The following is a 17,906-nucleotide window of genomic DNA, read 5'->3' as shown; positions in this document are numbered from 1 at the left end:
GAGTAATTCCCTTATTAAAAAATTGATATTAACCTGGGTTGAAAATATTTTTGATGAAAATGTGTGAGGGTGAATAACGGTGAAACATATGGTTACCTCTGTTGCCTTTTTTAATACACGTTTTCGGTACTTTTAACCTAAATAAACAGATAGGTTAATAAATAAACGATGAAAGGCACTTTTTAACACGGCATAAATATTCGTTAAACCAATATGGTTCTGGGTAGTTACCCATAGAGGTACCGAACTATAAAGTGACTTGTCAGATCTTAATTCTGATGATTTACTGTTATGACAGATTTATATCCTGTTATTTCGTTTTGGAAGTGTTTTTGTTCGAACTGATCTAAAAACACTAAGAATAGGGCCTATATCCTTAGTTTTTTAGCTATTTTTTTACTTTCGGCTATTTTTTGAACGCCGCGCAGGTCAAAAAACAACCAAAAAAAGAGAGGCATCTCCATTTTATATTTTATTTTTGTGATGTCGGTCACATTACATTTAAAATGAATCGCTAGTCACATTGTATGTGCTAACGATTCGGGAGTAGAGTTGGGCCTCTTTAGGAATATTCCTAATATTTTGTAAGAAAAGTTTCATGTCGAAGGTGCAATATCAGAGCAGTAAGCAACACAAATCAAACTGTCAGGCAGATGGCATGTTATTTCATACAAAACGGTATTTTTTGTCATGTAGCACCAGTAGGTTTCTATTACTTTTAGTTCTATAGGTTTTAATTAACTGTATAACGGGAAGGATCCCAGGTCTTGGGTGAAGAATTCTATCATCCAACTTATGTTTTAAAACATAATCAGTCGGGATGTATAAAATGAGTACGTCTGAATTACTCAAACATATTTATGATATTAATTTGTCATATTTGCTCTTAGCACAGCGGTTAATTAACGATGAGAAAGCCTCAGCGATGTTTCGCTTGGGTATTACGGATACTATGGCCGACGCGCTAGCCCAGTTAACATTACCGCAGATGGTTAAATTAGCTGAGACTAACCAATTGGTTTGTCATTTTCGTTTCAGTGATCACAATACAATTCATCATCTGACGAAAGAATCTCGTGTGGATGATTTGCAGCAAATCCACACAGGAATTTTATTGTCGAGTCATTTACTCCACGAGCTATCGTTAAAAGACGGTAGTGCGCCTAAGAAAAGAGCATGACCGATGGTTGAGAAAAGTATTGTTCAGGAAGCTAAAGACATCCATTTAGCCATGGAGTTGATAACTTTAGGCGCGCGTTTGCAGATGTTAGAAAGCGAAACGCAACTCAGCCGAGGGCGTTTAATTAAGCTTTATAAAGAGCTGAGGGGCAGTCCTCCGCCTAAAGGTATGTTACCGTTTTCGACCGATTGGTTTATGACCTGGGAACAGAATATCCATTCATCGATGTTTTATAACGCTTATAGTTTTTTGCTAAAAAGTGGTCAATGCACCGGTGTTGAGGCCGTCATCAAGGCTTATCGTCTTTATCTCGAACAGTGTCCTGAACAGTCCGGAATACCGCCATTATTGGCATTAACGCGAGCCTGGACCTTGGTTCGGTTCGTCGATAGTGGCATGTTGCAGCTTTCTGGTTGTAACTGCTGTGGTGGGACTTTTATCACCCATGCACATCAACCGCGAAACAGCTTTGTTTGCAGTCTCTGCCAGCCACCTTCCCGCGCAGTAAAAAAACGTAAACTTTCTCCGCAATCTGCCGATATAACTTCACAACTGCTGGATGAGCAGGTTAGACGCGCAGTTTGAGTTTCTTTGAGTTGTTAGAATTTTGGGTGACAGCAGCGGTATGGATACCGTCCCTGTCGCCTGTTATTGGCAACTTATAGCACTCAAAGGGTGCTAACGCCTCACCTTCCACCCACACACTTTGCTAAGGATATCGCGTGTTAGTTATTTTGGGTTATATCGTGGTCTTAGGGGCGGTTTTTGGCGGCTACATCATTGTCGGTGGTCACCTGGGGGCATTATATCAACCCGCTGAATTTTTAATTATCGGCGGAGCGGGTATTGGCGCGTTTATTGTGGGCAACAATGGTAAAGCGATAAAAGCTACGCTGAAGGCCATGCCAAAACTGATGCGCCGCTCTAAATATAACAAAGTCCTCTATATGGATTTAATGGCGCTGTTGTACCGCTTATTAGCCAAATCCCGCCAACAGGGCATGCTCTCACTCGAGCGGGATATAGAAAGTCCCCTGGAAAGTGAAATTTTCTCTAATTATCCAAGGATTTTGGCCGATAAGTTATTGGTGGAATTTATTACCGACTATTTACGGTTAATTGTCAGTGGGAACATGAACGCTTTTGAAATCGAAGCTTTGATGGATGAAGAGATAGAAACTCATGAGCAAGAATGCGAAGTCCCTGCGGGTAGTCTGGCGATGGTCGGGGATTCTTTACCTGCATTCGGTATTGTTGCCGCGGTGATGGGGGTGGTGCATGCCTTGGCATCCGCAGACCGACCGGCCGCAGAGCTTGGGGCGTTAATTGCCCATGCAATGGTAGGGACATTCCTGGGTATTTTGTTGGCGTATGGATTTATTTCGCCATTGGCGACATTGCTACGTCAACAGAGCGCAGAAACCACCAAAATGATGCAGTGCATCAAGGTGACTTTGCTTTCCAGTCTGAACGGATATGCCCCGCAAATTGCCGTGGAATTTGGTCGTAAAACACTTTATACCACGGAACGGCCATCGTTCATTGAGCTGGAAGAGCATGTGCGCAGAGTGAAAGCGCCGGCACAGCAAGCGACAGAAGAGGACGCATGAAGCATCAGAACCACCCCGTTATTCTGGTCAGAAAGCGCAAAGCCAAACATGCCCAAGCCCATCATGGCGGATCATGGAAAATTGCTTATGCAGACTTTATGACAGCAATGATGGCCTTCTTTCTGGTGATGTGGTTGCTGTCGGTTTCCAGCCCGCAAGAGCTGACACAAATTGCCGAGTATTTTCGTACGCCATTGAAAGTCGCACTGACCCATGGTGAAAAAAGCAGTGATAGCACCAGCCCCATTCCCGGCGGCGGTGATGACCCGACCCAGCAAGTGGGTGAAGTGCGTAAGCACATTGATTCCGAAGAGAGCCGCAAAGAAGAGTATCGGCTTAATAAATTACGGGAAAAACTGGACCAATTAATTGAATCCGACCCGAGGCTCAGAGCTTTGCGGCCACATCTGTTGATCAACATGATGGACGAAGGGTTGAGAATTCAGATTATTGATAGTCAAAACCGACCTATGTTCAAAATGGGGAGCGCCCAGGTTGAGCCGTATATGCGCGATATTTTACGTGCTATAGCGCCAATCTTGAATGACATCCCCAACAAGATCAGTTTGTCTGGTCACACCGATGACTTGCCCTATGCCATGGGCGAACGAGGGTACAGTAACTGGGAACTGTCGGCCGATCGTGCCAATGCCTCACGGCGTGAATTACTGGCCGGGGGATTGGATGAAGGCAAAGTATTACGCGTGGTGGGCATGGCGTCGACAATGCGCCTAAAAGAGCAAGCATCAGATGACCCGGTTAACCGCCGTATCAGTATTTTGGTGCTGAATAAACAAACTCAACATGATATTGAGCACGAGAATTTAGATAGCCGGGCGCTTGATATAGAAAAAGCGGAAAGCTTAAAACAGGTTGACTCCACTGGCACGACGCCTGCGGTGACTGCGCCTAATACTGCTGCGACACCACCTGTGGCCACGGGGGCGGCGCTACCTACTGAACAATCTGGCACCACAGGAAAAGCAGCAACAGCATCACAAACACAACAATCGAGCACGGAGAATGTTACTCGAGTTGCCCGCGGGCCAACGACATCGTTGCCAGCGGCACCTGCAAGTAATGCACCGGTCTCTCCGACAAGCCGCGACGCACAGTAGAGGTGACACCGTGAGCATGGATATTACCGCGTTTTATCAGACTTTTTTTGATGAAGCAGATGAACTGCTGGCAGACATGGAACAGCACCTGTTATTGCTGGACCCGTTGGCACCAGATAATGAACAACTTAATGCTATTTTCCGTGCTGCTCACTCGATCAAGGGCGGTGCCGCAACATTTGGTTTTTCGGTATTACAAGAGACAACCCATTTGTTGGAAAACCTGTTGGATGGTGCCCGTCGCGACGAAATGCGTTTGAGCACTGATATCATCAACCTGTTTTTGGAAACGAAAGATATTATGCAGGAACAGTTGGACGCCTACAAAACCTCTCAAGAACCTAATGCGGAAAGCTTTGAGTATATTTGTCATGCATTACGCCAATTGGCACTCGAAGCTTTAGAACAGCAAACCACTCATCATGTTGCGACAGCGGATCACGCAGCGGCCCCAAGCGCTGAAACCAAGGGCAGCAGTAAGTCTCCGGCGTTGGTTCAGGGGGGAATGCGCATTCGTCTGTCTGGTTTGAAAGAGCAAGAAATCCCGCTGATGCTGGAAGAACTGGGCAATCTTGGCGACGTCAAAGATGCCCACCAAGGTGCCGATAGCCTTGAAGCGACCCTGATTACATCGGTCAGTGAAGATGATATCAGCGCCGTGCTGTGTTTTGTGCTGGAACCCGAGCAGATTAGCTTTGTGCAGGTCGAATCAGCGCAAGACCCTGTGGTTGAGGTGGCTGTCGCCGCCCCGATTGCCGCGCAAGTGCCGCCAGTCGCCCCCACCCCGATTGCAGAAATCAAAAATATAGCTAAGGCCGTAACGACCAGTGCCGAGCATGTGAAACCTAAAGCGAAAGCCAGTGAGTCAACCAGCATCCGCGTGGCGGTTGAGAAAGTTGACCAACTGATTAACCTGGTGGGCGAGCTGGTTATCACGCAATCTATGCTGGCTCAGCGCTCCAGTACCTTAGACCCGGTGATTAACGGCGATTTGCTCAATAGCATGGGGCAGTTGGAACGTAATGCGCGCGACTTGCAAGAGTCAGTGATGTCGATTCGTATGATGCCGATGGAATATGTCTTCAGCCGCTTCCCTCGGTTGGTGCGCGATTTAGCCAGTAAGCTGAATAAGCAAGTTGAACTCACACTGCTTGGCAGTTCGACTGAACTGGATAAAAGTCTGATTGAACGCATTATCGATCCATTAACCCATCTGGTGCGGAACAGTTTGGACCACGGTATTGAAGACCCTGCAACACGCATTACGGCGGGTAAAGCCCCGGTAGGCAATCTGACACTGTCCGCAGAACATCAAGGCGGCAATATTTGTATTGAAGTTCTTGATGATGGAGCCGGGCTTAATCGGCAGAAAATTCTGGTGAAAGCTCAGTCTCAAGGTATGGCTGTTAATGAGCATATGAGTGATGAAGATGTCGGGATGTTGATTTTCGCGCCTGGATTTTCAACTGCTGAGCAGGTGACCGATGTTTCCGGCCGTGGTGTCGGGATGGACGTGGTTAAGCGAAATATTCAGGAAATGGGCGGCCATGTGCAAGTCAGTTTCCAGGCGGGCAAAGGCACTTCTATCCGTATCTTGCTGCCATTGACGCTGGCTATCCTTGATGGCATGTCTGTCAAAGTCAGTGATGAAGTGTTTATTTTGCCATTGAATGCCGTAATGGAATCACTGCAACCATTGGCTGAGGATTTACATCCACTGGCGGGTGGTGAGCGCGTATTACAAGTGCGTGGTGAATATTTACCGCTGGTGGAATTGTTCCGTGTATTTGATGTTGAAAATGCGAAAACTGAAGCCACCCAAGGCATTGTTGTGATTCTGCAAAGTGCCGGTCGCCGTTATGCTCTGCTGGTAGACCAATTGATTGGCCAGCATCAGGTGGTGGTGAAGAATCTGGAAAGTAATTATCGGAAAGTCCCCGGTATTTCTGCCGCCACCATATTGGGTGATGGCAGTGTGGCCCTTATTGTTGATGTGTCGGCATTGCAGGCCTTAAACCGGGAAAAACGTGTTACTGCTGATGATGTAGTCGTCGCGTAATATGCCCGTCATACTTCAAGCTGCATGCGCGTTGGCTACGTTCAATCACCCGAATCACTTACAACACAGTAAGCTCATCGGGGTTCATTCACTTGCCGCCTTCCTGCAACTCGAATTATTTAGGGTATAGAGCCTTGAAAAAAACATAAATTCAACCTATTGATTAAAGGGTAAAAACATGGCAGGACTAGCAACCGTCACGAAGCTGGCAGGCGAAACGGTAGGACAAGAGTTCCTGATTTTTACGCTGGGTGCTGAAGAGTACGGCATTGATATTCTGAAAGTCCAAGAGATCCGCGGTTATGATCAAGTGACCCGCATCGCTAACACCCCGGCTTTCATTAAAGGTGTCACTAACTTACGCGGCGTTATTGTTCCTATTATTGATTTACGGGTTAAATTTGCCCAACAGGGTGTCAGCTATAACGAAAATACCGTGGTGATCGTGCTGAATTTTGGTCAGCGTGTCGTCGGTATTGTGGTCGATGGCGTATCTGATGTGTTGTCATTGACCGCTGAGCAAATCCGCCCAGCTCCTGAGTTTGCTGTGACGCTGGCGACTGAGTATCTGACCGGTTTAGGCTCACTGGGTGAGCGGATGCTGATTTTGGTTGATATTGAGAAGTTGCTGAGCAGTGAAGAGATGTCATTGCTTGACTCAGTGGTGAAAGGCTAATTAAGCCTAATGGGGTCAGGTTTTGATTTGATGCCGAGTCACTGACCACAACACTATCATCACCTTTTCAAACGAGCAGGAGGGCAAGTCAGCCCTTCTGTTCTGAGTTTTGCCTAAACACAAAGATCAAATTGTTAATACCCAGTATCTCCCCGGTAAAATAATCCCTCTCTCCGGTAAAGTTCCCCCTCTTGGTGCCGATAACACAGTTAATTAAACGTTTATATTTTGACGTACTCGTATTTTGATATACCTATATTTTGACGTACTTATGAAGGGATAACATGTTCAAGCGTATGAAAGTGGTCACCAGCTTGCTGCTGGTGTTAGTGCTATTTGGTGCCTTACAACTGGTTTCCGGCGGGCTTTTCTTCAACTCCTTGAAAAATGACAAAGAAAACTTTGCGGTTTTACAAGTTATCCGTCAGCAACAGTCGGTATTGAATGAAAGCTGGGTAAATCTACTGCAAACGCGTAATACGCTGAACCGTGCTGGCATCCGCTACATGATGGATGTGAATCACACCGGCAGTGGCCCGACAGTGAATGACCTTTTGGCTTCAGCCAAAGGCACATTGGGTGTAGCGGCGGAGCGTTTTAAAAGCTATGAACAAATTCCTTTGGATAGCAAACAAGACCCAGAATCAGCTAAAAAATTAAAACTCACTTACGACCAATACTTTGCCGCATTGACCGAACTTATTCAATTGATGGAATCAGGCAAGATCAATGAATTTTTTGATCAGCCCACCTCCAGTTTCCAAAATGCTTTTGAGCAGGATTACAACACTTATCTGACCCAAAACGACCATCTGTACGCCGCTGCCGTGGAAGACAGCAACCGCTCCTTCACTTACGCGATGAGTGTGATTATTTTCGTGTTGATTGCGGTATTTGCTGTAATTGTCATTGTTTGGTTGGGTATGCAGCACATTTTGATTAACCCGCTGAAACACTTGATTGAACATATCAAACATATTGCTAATGGTGATTTAACTCAGAACATTGAGGTGCATAGCCGCAATGAAATGGGCACCTTGGCCGCGAGTTTGAAACATATGCAATCTGAATTGATTACCACCGTCAGCGATGTACGTTTAGGTGCCGATGCTATTTACAGCGGTGCATCAGAAATTGCCGCCGGTAACAATGATTTGTCAGCTCGTACCGAGCAACAGGCCGCATCACTGGAAGAAACCGCTGCCAGCATGGAGCAGCTTACTGCCACGGTGAAACAGAATGCTGAAAATGCCCGTCAGGCAAGCCAACTGGCATTGAGTGCTTCAGAAACCGCGCAAAAAGGCGGAAAAGTGGTCGCTAACGTGGTGCAAACCATGCATGAGATTGCCGGTAGTTCGCAGAAAATTGCTGATATCACCAGCGTCATTGATGGCATTGCTTTCCAAACCAATATCCTGGCATTAAATGCTGCGGTTGAAGCTGCCCGTGCCGGTGAGCAAGGCCGTGGTTTTGCCGTTGTAGCAGGTGAAGTGCGTAATTTGGCTCAGCGCAGTGCGCAAGCAGCAAAAGAAATTAAAGGGTTGATTGAAGATTCAGTTAACCGTGTCGACATGGGTTCTGTGCTGGTTGAAAGTGCTGGTGAAACCATGGGAGATATCGTGAATGCGGTGACCCGCGTCACTGACATTATGGGCGAAATTGCTTCCGCCTCTGATGAACAAAGCCGGGGTATTGATCAAGTGGGTCAGGCGGTGACAGAAATGGACCGTGTGACACAACAAAACGCCTCGTTGGTGGAGGAATCCGCTTCCGCCGCCGCCGCACTGGAAGAGCAAGCCAGTATGTTAACCCAATCCATGTCCGTATTTGTCCTGCATATGGATAACGGTAGTACCAAAAAAGATGTGAGAAAAACCAAACAGCCGACACAGGATAAGAGCGGTACTGCTAAAAAAACACTGGGAAGTGACCTGCAAGATAATTGGGAAACTTTCTAACCCCCTACAACCCTTCATACTTGAAATTGCAGGGGTGTTAGCTGCGCTCACGAACCCGAATCACTTACTGGAGTAAGCTCATCGGGATTCGTTTGCTGGCTGCCTACCTGCAACTCCAATTATCTTGGGTAGATAAAAATAGAAGCTGGCCAACGAGCTGGCTGAGAAGAGGTTACGATGTTTGGCCGAATCCGGATTTCTACCAGCTTTTTCCTGCTACTGATGTTGATTTGCTCGATACAGTTAATTTCAAGTGGTCTGTCATTTACTGCTTTTCGCTCAGACTATCAAAATTTAAATCGAGTGGATCTCAGTAGCCAGCAGCGGGATGCATTAAGCCTCAGTTGGGTATCCTTACTTCAGGCGCGTAATACCTTAAACCGGGCGGCGACTCGCTCGGCTCTCAAAGTCCCTCAGGAGCAAGTCAACGCGCTAATGGGTAATGCGCGTAGCTCACTACAAAAAGCGGATCTGTATTTTAATCAGTTTTTGGCAGTTCCTCGTCTTGATGAGAGTGATACCGGTGGTGAGTTGCTAGACGCGACAAAAAACAGTTATCAGAATTTACGTGTTTCCTTACGGCAATTAATCGATTTTCTGGAAGCCAGCAATTTACAGAGTTTTATGGATCAGCCCACTCAGAAAACCCAAGATCTGTTTGAGGCCGATTTTATACAGTATTTGCAGTATGCCAATGAAGTGGTTGCGGATGCTGGCAGCCAGAACCAACAGGCTTACCACCTCTCCATGTGGATATTTGCCGGTGCCATTTTGATGGTGATTGCGATGGCGATTTCTTCACTTATCTGGCTACGAACCATGTTCGTCAAGCCATTGAAGATTATGCGCGCCCATTTTGACAGGATTGCTCAGGGGGATTTATCCGGTCAAATTACTGTCTCTGGCCGCAATGAAATCAGCCAGATGTTTGCCAGTTTGCGCACCATGCAACAGTCGCTTATCACCACTGTTAGCCATGTTCGCGATGGGACAGAATCCATGTTAACCGGGATTCAGGAAATATCTGCTGGTAACAATGATTTGTCCGCAAGAACCGAACAGCAGGCTGCTTCATTGGAGCAAACTGCGGCCAGTATGGAGCAATTGACGGCGACAGTGAAACAGAATGCTGATAATGCCCGTCAGGCGACACAACTGGCGCAAGAAGCATCGGGGACGGCAGCAAAAGGAGGTGAATTAACCGGCAGCGTGGTGAAAACAATGCATGATATCGCCACCAGTTCGCAGAAGATTGGCGCAATTACCAGCGTTATCGATGGCATTGCCTTCCAAACCAATATACTGGCACTGAATGCTGCGGTTGAAGCGGCTCGGGCTGGTGAACAAGGGCGTGGATTTGCTGTCGTGGCCGGTGAAGTACGCAATTTAGCCCAGCGCAGTGCGCAGGCAGCAAAAGAAATCAAAGGGTTAATCGATGAATCGGTTAGCCGAGTTCGCCAGGGCTCCACACTGGTCGAAAATGCGGGTACCACCATGGAAGAGATTGTTCGCTCAGTGACCCGGGTAACCGACATTATGGGTGAAATTGCTTCCGCTTCGGATGAACAAAGCCGAGGTATTGAGCAGGTTTCACTCGCGGTAACACAGATGGATCAGGTCACTCAGCAAAACGCCGCATTAGTAGAAGAGGCTGCAGCTGCAGCTAATGCACTGGAAGAGCAAGCAGGAATGCTCTCTGATGCAGTGTCTGTTTTTCGTTTGGAGCAAGATAGCGACGGCGGGGAGGGGCAAGCGGCAGCAGACAGTGGTAAGCCATTTGTTGTGAAACAAGTTGTTGTGAAAACAGCGGCTGCAAAGGAAACCCCAGATTGTCAAACGGTGTAACAAAGACGGCATGGTGGGGTGAGACCGAATGAAACCATCACCCCAAGAGTCTGGGTCTCCCCTGACCCAGATGATTCAACGGCTCCCGCTCTCGGATGTTCACTTCCGACGCATTTGCCAACTTATTTACCAACGGGCTGGGATTGTCCTAGCCTCCCACAAACGGGAAATGGTCTATAACCGCCTGGTGAGGCGGTTAAGATTGCTGGGAATTGATGATTTTGGGCAATATTTGGCTTTGCTGGAGACCGATCCTAACAGTGCAGAGTGGCAGGCATTTATTAATGCACTGACCACTAACCTCACGGCATTTTTCCGTGAAGCGCACCATTTTCCGATTCTGGCAGAGCATGCTCGCCAGCGGTCAGGGAATTATTCGGTTTGGAGTACTGCGGCCTCGACCGGCGAAGAACCTTATTCCATCGCCATGACACTCTGTGATGTATTGGGGAATCGGTCGGGTTCTTGCCAAATATTGGCCAGTGATATTGATACACAAGTGCTGGAGAAAGCCACCAGCGGTGTGTATCGCCAAGATGAATTGCGTTCATTGTCGGCACAACAAATGCAGCGCTATTTTCTGCGTGGCACCGGCCCTCATCAGGGCATGGTTAGAGTGCGGCCGGAGCTTGCCAATATGATTCAGTTTCAGCAGTTGAATCTGTTAGCACCTGAATGGGCATTGCCGGGGCAATTTGACGCTATTTTTTGTCGTAACGTAATGATTTATTTTGATAAAGAAACGCAGGAGCGCATTCTGCGTCGCTTTGTCCCTTTGCTAAAACCCGGCGGTTTGATGTTTGCAGGCCACTCGGAGAATTTCAGTCAGATTAGTCGGGAATTCTATTTGCGCGGGCAGACCGTTTATGGACTGACCAAGGAGAGGTGATGAGTAAAATCAGAGTATTGTGCGTTGATGATTCCGCGTTGATGCGCCAGTTAATGACAGAGATTATTAACAGTCACCCAGACATGGAAATGGTTGCTGCGGCACCCGATCCGTTGGTTGCCCGTGATTTAATTAAAAAATTTAATCCGCAGGTGTTAACACTCGATGTTGAAATGCCGCGAATGGATGGCTTGGATTTCCTTGAAAAACTGATGCGTCTGCGGCCCATGCCGGTGGTGATGGTGTCGTCATTAACCGGGAAAAACTCCGAGATAACGATGCGGGCGCTGGAGTTAGGGGCCATTGATTTCGTCACTAAACCTCAGTTGGGTATTCGCGAAGGGATGCTGGCTTACAGCGAATTAATTGCGGAGAAAATCCGCACGGCGGCGAAAGCTCGGTTACCCCAGCGTGGCCCAGAAAATGCGCCGGTGATGCTGACTCATACGCCGTTGCTCAGTAGCGAAAAGCTCATTGCGATCGGCGCTTCGACCGGGGGAACCGAAGCTATCCGCACGGTATTGCAGCCGTTGCCACCGACCAGCCCGGCCTTGTTGATAACACAGCATATGCCACCGGGTTTTACCCGTTCATTTGCTGAGCGACTCAATAAATTGTGCCAAATTACGGTGAAAGAAGCAGAAGACGGTGAGCGGGTATTGCCCGGACACGCCTATATTGCACCCGGTGATCGGCACATGGAACTGGCGCGAAGTGGGGCAAACTATCAGGTGCGTATCCATGACGGGCCTGCGGTTAATCGCCATCGTCCCTCGGTCGATGTGCTTTTCCGTTCAGTGGCACAGTATGCCGGGCGCAATGCGGTCGGTGTGATCCTGACGGGAATGGGCAATGATGGTGCGGCTGGGTTACTGGAAATGCATCGCGCAGGGGCTTATACCCTCGCCCAAAACGAAGCCAGTTGTGTGGTATTCGGCATGCCGCGAGAAGCTATTGGGATGGGCGGTGTTAATGAAATTCTGGAGTTAAATCAGATAAGCCAGCGGATGTTGGCACAGATTAGTAGCGGCCAAGCCCTGCGCATCTAATCCCCTTCGTCCTTGACGTTGCAGCGGTGTTAGCCACACGCACGCACCCGAATCACTGACTTATGTCAGCTCATCGGGATGCGTTTGTTTGCTGCCTGGCTGAAACGCCAATGTCTTTGGGGAGAGATCAGGTGTAAGTCGGTTTTGGTATTTAATCGCTCAGCGGTGAGCAACAAACTTTAGGAGTGGGTATGGCGGATAAAAATCTCAGATTTTTAGTGGTAGACGATTTTTCGACCATGCGTCGTATTGTCAGAAACCTGCTGAAAGAACTGGGTTTTAACAATGTGGAAGAAGCCGAAGATGGCGTAGACGCATTGAATAAATTACGAACGGGTGGTTTTGATTTTGTGGTTTCTGACTGGAACATGCCCAATATGGATGGTTTAGACCTGTTAAAAACTATCCGTGGTGATGGTGCTCTTGGTTCTCTGCCAGTTCTGATGGTAACTGCCGAAGCTAAAAAAGAGAATATCATCGCAGCAGCGCAAGCCGGTGCCAGTGGTTATGTAGTGAAACCTTTCACTGCCGCTACCTTGGAAGAGAAACTCAATAAGATCTTTGAAAAATTGGGTATGTAAGGAGGCGAGATGAGTAACCATCAAATGCCCGCAACAGATGCGGCATCGGCCAGTGATATAATAAGCCGTATTGGCCAATTGACGCGGATGTTACGTGACAGTCTGCGCGAATTGGGTCTTGATCAAGCCATTGCTCAAGCCGCAGAAGCTATTCCTGATGCTCGTGACCGTCTGGACTATGTGGTTCATATGACGGCACAGGCCGCTGAAAGAGCATTGAACTGTGTTGAAGCAGCACAGCCGCGCCAGAATGAGCTGGAGTCGTCGGCTAAGGCGCTCAAAGTTCGCTGGGATGAATGGTTTGCTAACCCAATCGAGCTGTCAGATGCCCGCGACTTGGTCACAGATACTCGTGCATATCTGGATGTCGTGCCGCAACACACTTCATTTACCAATGCGCAATTATTGGAAATCATGATGGCGCAGGATTTCCAAGATCTGACGGGTCAGGTTATCAAGCGCATGATGGATGTGGTGCAAGAGATTGAGAAACAGTTGCTAATGGTATTGATGGAGAACATTCCCGATATGCCGTCAAAACCGCAAAAACCCGCTGACAGTTTACTCAATGGGCCGCAAATGGATAAAAATGGTGCGGGTGTTATTGCCAGCCAGGATCAAGTTGATGACCTGCTCGATAGCTTAGGTTTCTAAGCTGCCGAAAACCTTACCAGGTAGGTGAGAGGCAGCTCTCATCTACCCACTCTTTTGCTGAGTCATTCGATAAACGCCGACCAAACCGACCGAACACCTTGAACCGGCAAATAACCCCTCAATTATCGCTTTGTTCCATCCATCGGCTGGCTGAATATTTGTCATGCTAGGCAGCAATTTTCATCTCTTATCCATTTCTCTGACATGGGAACGCTTAGGCTGAACAGGAATATTTACGCTTACAGAGGTCATTGCGGTGGCTGAAGATAGCGATGCAGAAAAAAGCGAGGAACCCACATCCCATAAGCTGGAGAAGGCTCGAGAAAAAGGCCAGATCCCGCGCTCGCGCGAACTGACTTCAATGCTGATGCTTGGGGCCGGTTTATCTATTCTGTGGGTTTCGGGGGAATCGATGGCACGCCAGTTGGCCGCCATGATTGCCCAAGGGCTGCATTTTGATCACGGTATCATCAGTGATGATAAGCAAATGCTACGGCAAATTGGCATGTTACTGCGCCAAACGCTAATAGCGATGATACCTATTTTTGCCGGATTGGTGATAGTGGCGCTGGCCGTTCCGATGCTGTTGGGCGGCGTGCTGTTTAGCGGCGAATCAATCAAGTTTGACCTCAAGCGGATGAGCCCAATTGCGGGCTTAAAACGGATGTTTTCCTCTCAGGCATTGGCTGAGTTACTGAAAGCCATTTTGAAAGCCACCTTGGTCGGCTGGGTGACTGGAATATTCCTCTGGCATAACTGGCCCGATATGATGCGGTTAATGGCCGCACCGCCGGTGGCGGCTTTAGGTGATGCGCTCCACTTGATTATTTTTTGTGGATTAGTGGTGGTTTTAGGCCTCACGCCGATGGTCGCGTTTGATGTGTTTTTCCAAATAACCAACCATATTAAAAAATTGCGTATGACCAAACAGGAAATACGTGATGAATTCAAAGATCAAGAGGGTGACCCGCATGTGAAAGGGCGCATTCGTCAACAACAACGGGCGATGGCCCGCCGACGGATGATGGCTGATGTGCATAAAGCCGATGTCATAGTGACTAACCCAACTCACTATGCCGTCGCATTGCAGTACAACGAAGCAAAAATGAGTGCGCCTAAAGTCTTGGCAAAAGGAGCGGGAGCGGTTGCATTGCGTATCCGTGAACTGGGCGCTGAACATCGGATTCCTTTGTTAGAAGCGCCGCCACTGGCCCGGGCTTTGTTCCGGCACAGTGATGTGGGCCAACATATTCCAGCCACCCTTTATGCCGCGGTGGCAGAAGTTCTTGCCTGGGTGTATCAGCTGAAACGCTGGAAGCGGGAAGGCGGGCTAATCCCGAAAAAACCTGAACATCTGCCAGTACCGGAAGGTCTGGATTTTGCAACAGAGAGTGAGACTGACTAATGGCTAATTTGGCCGCCCTGCTTCGTTTACCGGGCAACTTCAAAGATACCCAGTGGCAAATTCTTGCCGGGCCAATCTTAATCTTAATGATCTTGTCGATGATGGTGCTGCCGCTGCCGCCTTTCATCCTTGATTTGTTGTTTACCTTCAACATTGCGCTGTCGATTATGGTGTTGCTGGTGGCCATGTTTACCCAGCGCACTTTGGATTTCGCCGCCTTCCCAACCATTCTACTGTTCTCGACGTTATTGCGTTTATCCCTAAACGTTGCTTCCACGCGTATCATTCTGATGGATGGTCACACTGGTGCAGCGGCGGCAGGGCGCGTCGTTGAAGCCTTTGGCCATTTCCTGGTGGGTGGCAACTTTGCCATCGGTATCGTGGTCTTTGTCATTTTGGTTATCATCAACTTTATGGTTATCACCAAAGGGGCGGGGCGTATTGCCGAGGTTGGCGCGCGTTTTGTACTTGATGGTATGCCCGGTAAACAGATGGCCATCGACGCCGACTTAAATGCCGGTTTGATTGGTGAAGACGAAGCGAAAAAGCGCCGTTCTGATGTTACCCAGGAAGCGGATTTCTACGGCTCAATGGACGGTGCCAGTAAATTTGTTCGTGGTGATGCGGTTGCTGGGCTACTGATCATGGTGATTAACGTGGTGGGTGGTTTGTTGGTGGGGGTTCTCCAGCATGATATGGCGGTGGGCCATGCCGCCGAAACCTATACATTATTGACCATCGGTGATGGCTTAGTGGCGCAGATCCCGGCATTGGTTATCTCCACGGCGGCGGGGGTTATTGTGACCCGCGTGAGCACTGATCAAGATGTCGGCCAGCAAATGGTCACCCAGTTATTCAACAACCCGCGGGTGATGGTGTTGAGTGCAGCGGTACTGGGGTTACTGGGTATGGTGCCCGGAATGCCCAACTTTGTATTCCTGCTGTTTACTGCTGCGTTGTTGGCATTGGCCTGGCGTTTGCGCGGTAAACAATCTCAGCAACCGGCTGCGGCAGAAGCGCCAGTGGTACAGGATAATCAACCCACCGCTGAAGCCACTTGGTCCGATGTTCAGTTGGAAGACCCATTGGGTATGGAAGTCGGTTACCGCCTGATTCCGATGGTCGATTTCCAGCAAAATGGTGAGTTACTTGGCCGAATTCGCAGTATTCGTAAAAAGTTTGCTCAAGAAATGGGTTATCTACCGCCGGTGGTGCATATCAGAGATAATCTGGAACTCCCGCCCGCCAGTTATCGGATATTAATGAAAGGGGTCGAGATTGGCAGCGGTGAAGCCCATCCGGGCCGCTGGCTGGCGATCAACCCCGGTAATGCTGTTGGGACACTGCCAGGTGAAGCCACCCATGATCCCGCCTTTGGTTTGGCGGCGGTATGGATTGAAAGTGCATTGCGCGAACAAGCGCAGATTCAGGGCTTTACGGTGGTCGAGGCCAGTACCGTTGTTGCCACGCACTTGAATCATTTGATTAGCCAATATGCGAGTGATTTATTCGGACGTCAGGAAACACAGCAATTGCTGGACAGGGTTTCACAAGAAATGCCGAAACTGACAGAAGATTTTATCCCGGGAGTGGTGACCTTAACCACGCTGCATAAAGTGCTGCAAAACCTCTTAATGGAGCGGGTATCCATTCGCGATATGCGCACCATTATTGAAACACTTGCCGAGCATGCGCCAAATCAAACTGATCCTTATGAATTAACCGCTGTGGTGCGAGTTGCACTGGGGCGCTCAATTGCCCAGCAATGGTTCCCCGGAACCGGCGAAATTCAGGTTATTGGGCTGGATGCAGCATTAGAGCGCTTGTTATTACAGGCACTTCAAGGTGGCAGTGGCTTAGAACCGGGTCTGGCTGACCGTCTGTTGGAACAATCCAAACAAGCACTGCAACGTCAGGAAATGCTGGGCGCACCGCCAGTATTACTGGTTAACCACGCGCTCCGTGCATTATTAGCGCGCTTCTTGCGCCGTAGCCTACCGCAGATGGTGGTGCTGTCTAACTTGGAGATTGGCGATAATCGCCAGATCCGTATGACGTCAACCATAGGAGCAGCCTGATGCTAACTCGTCTTTTTCCCGTGATTCTGGGCAGTGTGCTTTCGTTCGCAATAGTGCCATTGAATGCAGCTGCTTCAGGGACGTGGGTGGCCGATGATATTGGCATTACACAGAGTTTTCGCGGAGTAGCTATTTCCGCCAAACCGCTGCAATCACCGGTTGCACTGGCTCAAGAAAATGCGCGGATTGTGTCAGTAGGTTGGCGCTACCAATTAATGTCGGCAGCACCGGATGGTTTACAAGTTCAGTTGTGTACGCCGACCCGCTGTATGCCTCTTGAAGGCGGCAGCGGGCAAAGCCGCGGGTTGGCGGGGGAAGCGGCTGCGACTCAACTGACTTTTGTTTACTTTATTGCAGGTAAAGGGCGAGTAAATCCGCCGCTGCAAGTCATTAGTAACCAAGTGCTGGTGAATTATCGCTAAAATCCTATTGGGGAAAAGCAGCCGTAGCATATCGGAATTGGATGGGGTGGCCTGCTATTGATCTCCCTGGCTTGGGCTGTTGAATGTGCAGACATCGCCATAACGCCGACAAAAACCAAGCTAAATAATAAACTTACACGCTGTTTTTCCATATTTCCTCCTTTAAACTAGGCCAGTATTTACCTAGTCACGCCAGAGTATCGTATTGCTAAAAATGAGACGATATTATTTTATCAATATGGCGTAAGTTATTTTGATAAAAACATCGCTGAATATATTAATATTTAATTTAAATAGGATGATAAATAATATATTGAATGTTATTTAATTTATATTTTAATTGCTGCGTGATTTTTAGTTGAGCTTTTATAATTTCTGCTAC

General features: G+C 48.3%; 14 protein-coding genes and 1 pseudogene. All 15 read left to right on the top strand.

Translation table 11 applies throughout. The features are described from left to right. The first annotated feature begins 829 nt into the window (after positions 1–829). The 15 genes and pseudogenes from flhD to FTA91_RS04985 all read left to right on the top strand — a co-directional run bounded on the left by flhD (position 830) and on the right by FTA91_RS04985 (position 17,524). Complete coding sequence (gene flhD, locus FTA91_RS05060) at positions 830–1,180, top strand: flagellar transcriptional regulator FlhD (protein ID WP_038633816.1); 351 nt, start codon at positions 830–832, stop codon at positions 1,178–1,180. 3 nt (positions 1,181–1,183) lie between these two features. After that, a complete protein-coding gene (gene flhC, locus FTA91_RS05055) occupies positions 1,184–1,765 on the top strand; it encodes a flagellar transcriptional regulator FlhC (RefSeq protein WP_050114417.1) in 582 nt (193 codons plus the stop codon). Positions 1,766–1,902: 137 nt separating this feature from the next. Beyond that, the gene (gene motA / locus FTA91_RS05050) at positions 1,903–2,790 is read left to right on the top strand and encodes a flagellar motor stator protein MotA (protein WP_038633811.1); all 888 of its coding nucleotides are present in this window, start codon (positions 1,903–1,905) and stop codon (positions 2,788–2,790) included. Then, complete coding sequence (motB, locus tag FTA91_RS05045; protein ID WP_050114416.1) at positions 2,787–3,908, top strand: flagellar motor protein MotB; 1,122 nt, start codon at positions 2,787–2,789, stop codon at positions 3,906–3,908. The genes motA and motB overlap by 4 nt, the downstream gene beginning before the upstream one ends. Positions 3,909–3,924: 16 nt before the next feature. Further along, a complete protein-coding gene (cheA, locus tag FTA91_RS05040; RefSeq protein ID WP_186377341.1) occupies positions 3,925–5,967 on the top strand; it encodes a chemotaxis protein CheA in 2,043 nt (680 codons plus the stop codon). 178 nt (positions 5,968–6,145) lie between these two features. Next, on the top strand, positions 6,146–6,643 hold the full coding sequence (gene cheW / locus FTA91_RS05035; protein ID WP_005164488.1) for a chemotaxis protein CheW: 498 nt from the start codon (positions 6,146–6,148) through the stop codon (positions 6,641–6,643). Between the two features lie 284 nt (positions 6,644–6,927). Beyond that, positions 6,928–8,479: pseudogene (locus FTA91_RS05025) on the top strand (methyl-accepting chemotaxis protein); the annotation flags it as partial. A gap of 299 nt (positions 8,480–8,778) precedes the next feature. After that, positions 8,779–10,446 carry a methyl-accepting chemotaxis protein gene (locus FTA91_RS05020; RefSeq protein ID WP_050114413.1) on the top strand — a complete coding sequence of 556 codons (1,668 nt, stop codon included), beginning with the start codon at positions 8,779–8,781 and terminating at the stop codon, positions 10,444–10,446. 28 nt (positions 10,447–10,474) lie between these two features. After that, positions 10,475–11,335 carry a protein-glutamate O-methyltransferase CheR gene (cheR, locus tag FTA91_RS05015; protein ID WP_050114412.1) on the top strand — a complete coding sequence of 287 codons (861 nt, stop codon included), beginning with the start codon at positions 10,475–10,477 and terminating at the stop codon, positions 11,333–11,335. Next, entirely contained in the window at positions 11,335–12,384 is a 1,050-nt protein-coding gene (locus FTA91_RS05010; protein WP_050114411.1) for a protein-glutamate methylesterase/protein-glutamine glutaminase, read from the top strand. The genes cheR and FTA91_RS05010 overlap by 1 nt, the downstream gene beginning before the upstream one ends. 191 nt (positions 12,385–12,575) lie before the next feature. Beyond that, positions 12,576–12,965: a chemotaxis response regulator CheY gene (gene cheY, locus FTA91_RS05005; RefSeq protein ID WP_032820649.1), complete on the top strand. Its 390-nt coding sequence runs from the start codon at positions 12,576–12,578 to the stop codon at positions 12,963–12,965. Between the two features lie 9 nt (positions 12,966–12,974). Beyond that, positions 12,975–13,619, top strand: a complete 645-nt coding sequence (gene cheZ / locus FTA91_RS05000; RefSeq protein WP_038633791.1) for a protein phosphatase CheZ — start codon at positions 12,975–12,977, stop codon at positions 13,617–13,619. A gap of 256 nt (positions 13,620–13,875) precedes the next feature. Further along, entirely contained in the window at positions 13,876–15,024 is a 1,149-nt protein-coding gene (flhB, locus tag FTA91_RS04995) for a flagellar biosynthesis protein FlhB (RefSeq protein WP_032820652.1), read from the top strand. Further along, complete coding sequence (flhA, locus tag FTA91_RS04990; RefSeq protein WP_050114410.1) at positions 15,024–17,102, top strand: flagellar biosynthesis protein FlhA; 2,079 nt, start codon at positions 15,024–15,026, stop codon at positions 17,100–17,102. The genes flhB and flhA overlap by 1 nt, the downstream gene beginning before the upstream one ends. Continuing rightward, positions 17,102–17,524, top strand: a complete 423-nt coding sequence (locus FTA91_RS04985) for a flagellar protein FlhE (protein ID WP_050114409.1) — start codon at positions 17,102–17,104, stop codon at positions 17,522–17,524. The genes flhA and FTA91_RS04985 overlap by 1 nt, the downstream gene beginning before the upstream one ends. Positions 17,525–17,906: the final 382 nt, after the last annotated feature.

The organism is Yersinia thracica, assembly GCF_902170565.1.
In the GTDB taxonomy this organism is placed as follows: domain Bacteria; phylum Pseudomonadota; class Gammaproteobacteria; order Enterobacterales; family Enterobacteriaceae; genus Yersinia; species Yersinia thracica.
The sequence above is the reverse complement of the archived record's forward strand: the minus strand, read 5'-3'. Positions and strand labels throughout refer to the sequence as shown.